We start from the raw sequence: 3,744 nt of genomic DNA on the forward strand, positions 1-3,744 counted from the left end.
AGAAGTAGGGGGTTGTGCGCCGGACGGAGTACGGTGGCCGTACCGAGCGCACCTCGCACGCCGTCATCCGTTTCGGCGTCGCCCTCGGGGCACGGCAATGCCGGAGCGCATCGCGCCCGGTCGGAAATGAGCCGCCCCACATGAGCCTGATGACTCTCGGAGTACTCGCCTCCTCGCACAAGGAGAACGAGTTCCGCCTGCCCCTGCACCCCCGCCACCTCGAGCGGATCTCCCCGGACCTGCGGGAGAAGATCTACCTCGAACAGGGCTACGGCGAGCGCTTCGGCGTCCCCGACGACGCACTGCGCCCCCTCGTGGCCGGCCTGCGCTCCCGCGAGCAGCTCATCGCCGAGTGCGACGTCATGCTGCTGCCCAAGCCGACGCACGACGACATCGCCGAGCTGCGCGAGGGCCAGGTGCTGTGGGGCTGGCCGCACTGTGTGCAGGACAACAAGATGACCCAGATCGGCATCGACCGGCGGCTGACCCTGATCGCCTGGGAAGCCATGAACCACTGGACCTCCACGGGCGCCTTCAGCGTCCATGTGTTCCACAAGAACAACGAGCTGGCCGGCTACTGCTCCGTGCTGCACGCCCTCCAGCTCGGCGGGCTGACCGGCCACTACGGGCGCCGCCTGCGCGCGGTGGTCATAAGTTTCGGTGCCACGGCGCGTGGAGCGGTCACGGGACTGGGTGCCATGGGGGTCACCGACGTCACGGTGCTCACCCAGCGTGCCGCCGCGGCGGTGGCCTCGCCGATGCCCTCGGTCGTGATGGCCCACTTCGAGGAGCAGGAGGACGATCCGTCGCGCCTGCGGGCGGTCACCGCGGCCGGTGCCATGCCGCTGGCGGAGTACCTGGCGGAGTTCGACGTCATCGTCAACTGCGTCCTCCAGGACACCGACGCTCCGCTCACCTTCGTCACCGACGAGGAACTGACCCTGTTCCGGCCGGGCACTTTCTTCGTCGACGTCTCCTGCGACGAGGGTATGGGCTTCACGTGGGCCCGCCCGACGACCTTCGGCGCGCCCATGTTCACGGTGGGTCCGGGCTGCCACTACTACGTGGTGGATCACAGCCCGTCCCACCTGTGGAACTCCGCCACCTGGGAGATCAGCGAGGCGCTCCTTCCCTACCTTCGCAAGGTCATGAGCGGCCCTACGGCATGGGACACCGACGTCACGATCACCAAGGCCACCGAGATGCGCGACGGCGTCGTCCAGAACCCGAAGATCCTCTCCTTCCAGCACCGGGCGGCCGCCTACCCCCACCGCCACGAGACCCCGGTCCTGGCTGCACCTGCGGCGACGAGCTCGTCCACCCGGCTGACCTGACGCGGCACCGGGTCGACGGCCGACATCCAACTGCCCCCCGTACAGGTGCAGTTGGTCAAGGCTGTCACGGCGACCGGGACGTAGGAGCGGGCATGCCGTAGCGACGGGCTCAACGCGGGCGACAGGAGGAACGTACGGTTGGTCACCTGCTCGTTCCCGCGAGCTGCCGTCACTCTCGGCCTCCGGGCCCGCCCGCCGACGCGGCGGAATCGGGCCGGCCCGGAGGATAGGCGGGTGTCACACGGTCGCGCAGTCGGTGCCGTTGAGCGTGAAGGTGGAGGGCTTGGCGAAGGTTCCGCTGGCGGTGCCCTGGAACCCGAAGGTTGCCCGGCCGCCGACCGTCAGCTCGCTGTTGTGGCTCACGTTGCTCGCCGTGACCGCCCCTGACGACCCGGAGAGGTTTGCGTTCCAGGCGTTGGTGATCTGCTGCCCGGCGGGGAGGGTGAACGCGAGCTTCCAGCCGCTGACGGGGGAGGCGCCGGTGTTGGTGATCGTGACGTCCGCGGTGAAGCCGCCCTGCCAGGAGCTCGTCCCGTAGGCCACCGTGCAGGCCGTAGAGCCTCCCGGGGTGCCCGGGCCGCCGGAGGTGCCCTTGTTGACGGTGGAGGAGAACGAGGTCACGGCGAGACCGGCGCCGTTCTGCCAGGGCTCGAAGCCAGCCTGAACGCTCGTCAGGTACCAGTTGTTCTGGGCGATTCCCCGGGAGACGGCCTGTCGGGCGAAGTCCATGACGTCGAAGTTCCAGCTGGTGATCGCCGACGGTGCGACGAAGGACAGTACGTCGTTGGAGCCGTTGTTGCCCGACCAGACCTGCCAGTCGCGCCCGCCCACGTTGGCGTTGCCGACCGGGGAGCCGATGGGCTGGACTGATCCGACCTTGTTGAACCAGATCATGATCTCGGTTCGGTTCACGCCATCGGTGCGGGGCGTGGGGTCGAGCCAGATGTCGTACGCGGCGTCGTACACCGCGCCGTTGACGTAGTTGAAGGAGACGCTCGAGGGCGCGGTCGAGATGGCGCTGAGCTGAGCGGGAAGGTTGGTGCCGGGAGAGCAGTTGGTGTAGTGGCAGCCGTTGTAGAGGGACGGGTAGGACTTCGGGGCGCCGTTCGTCGGGACGGATCCGTCGGCCTGGGTGATCCTGAATCCCGAGTCGGTCGCGGTGATGCACTGAGTGGCGCTGGTGCCCCAGCGGTTGTTCTGGACCACGTATCGCCCCTGGATGGTCGTCGTACCGAAGGGCTGGCAGATCGTGGTGTCGGCCTGCGCGACGGGGGCGGTGGTCAGCAGCGCGGCGAGCGAGACGAGCGAGGTGAGCAGCGCGCCGAGCAGGCCACGCGCGCGGCGGGCATGGAGCCGTGAAGGACGCATGCGGATCCTCTTCGAGGTGGGGGAGAGGTGACGGGGAAGTGCTCCCATGACCTAGCGAATGGGAGCGCTCCCAATTCTGGGTTCGCCAGGACTGTAGGGAGGGTTCAGGTCCATGACAAGGCTGTCGGCAGGAACACGTTGAACCGATTCGGGAGCCTCAGGTCAGACGGGGCTGCGAGACACGGCACCCGACTCCGGGCCTCTCCCCGGCAGTTGTGCGGGCGCGTCAGGTCGAGTCGCGGACCACCAGCTCCGTTCGGAGGATGACATGTCGCCAGGCCACGGCGCCCTCCTCCATCTCCTCCAGGAGCAGCCGGATCATGGCCCGCCCGACCTCCTCGATCGGCTGACGCACCGTGGTCAGCCGTGGTTCGGTCCGCTGAGCCAGCGGAAAGTCGTCGAAGCCGATCACGGCGACGTCCTCGGGCACCCGGCGTCCGGCCGTGCGCAGGGCCTCCAGGGCCCCCGCGGCTGTGGTGTCCGACGCGGCGAGAACGCCGTCGATGTCCGGATGCCGTTCGAGGAGCTCCGCGATGGCGAGCCGTCCGCTCTCCGCCGTGAAGTCGCTTTCGGCGACGCGGGTCCGCTCGACCTTCAGACCCGCCAGCGTCAGGGCCTCTTCGTAGCCGCGCAGCCGGCACTGGGCGGCGTGCAGGTCGAGCGGACCGGTGATGGTGGCTATGACCCTGCGGCCCCGTTGCGCCAGGTGGGAGACGGCGCTGCGCGCCCCGCCGACGTTGTCCATGTCTACGTAGCTGACGTACTCGTCGCCGGAACGGCGCCCCAGCAGCACCGTCGGCAGCCGGGCCTCGGCGAGCATGTCCGGCAGCGGATCGCCGGCGTGCACGGACATCAGCAGGACACCGTCGACCCGGCCGCCGCGCGCGTACTCGAGGAAACGCTGCCGTTCGACGTCCGAGCGGACCAGGGTCAGCATCAACTGCATTCCGGTGTCGGTCAGGGCGTCACCGAGCGAGGTGACGATCTCGGAGAAGAAGGGCTCCGCGAACTGCCGCCAGTCCGGCTCCGTCATGACCAGGGC

3 protein-coding genes are annotated in these 3,744 nt (G+C 68.9%); 1 reads left to right on the forward strand and 2 read right to left on the reverse strand.

All coding sequences use genetic code 11. The features are described from left to right. Positions 1 to 140 precede the first annotated feature (140 nt). On the forward strand, positions 141 to 1,334 hold the full coding sequence (locus JF597_RS06395; RefSeq protein WP_293990461.1) for a N(5)-(carboxyethyl)ornithine synthase: 1,194 nt from the start codon (positions 141 to 143) through the stop codon (positions 1,332 to 1,334). A 237-nt stretch (positions 1,335 to 1,571) separates the two neighbouring features. Here JF597_RS06395 and JF597_RS06400 read toward each other — a convergent pair whose 3' ends face one another. Together JF597_RS06400 and JF597_RS06405 are read right to left on the reverse strand one after the other, a co-directional pair. Further along, positions 1,572 to 2,702, reverse strand: coding sequence for a cellulose binding domain-containing protein (locus JF597_RS06400; RefSeq protein ID WP_293990463.1), 1,131 nt, complete (start codon positions 2,700 to 2,702; stop codon positions 1,572 to 1,574). Between the two features lie 226 nt (positions 2,703 to 2,928). Continuing rightward, positions 2,929 to 3,744, reverse strand: an 816-nt coding sequence (locus JF597_RS06405) for a LacI family DNA-binding transcriptional regulator (protein ID WP_293990465.1), incomplete at its 5' end; no start/stop codon positions are given.

The sequence above is a fragment of the Streptomyces sp. genome, assembly GCF_019510245.1.
Classification (GTDB): domain Bacteria; phylum Actinomycetota; class Actinomycetes; order Streptomycetales; family Streptomycetaceae; genus Streptomyces.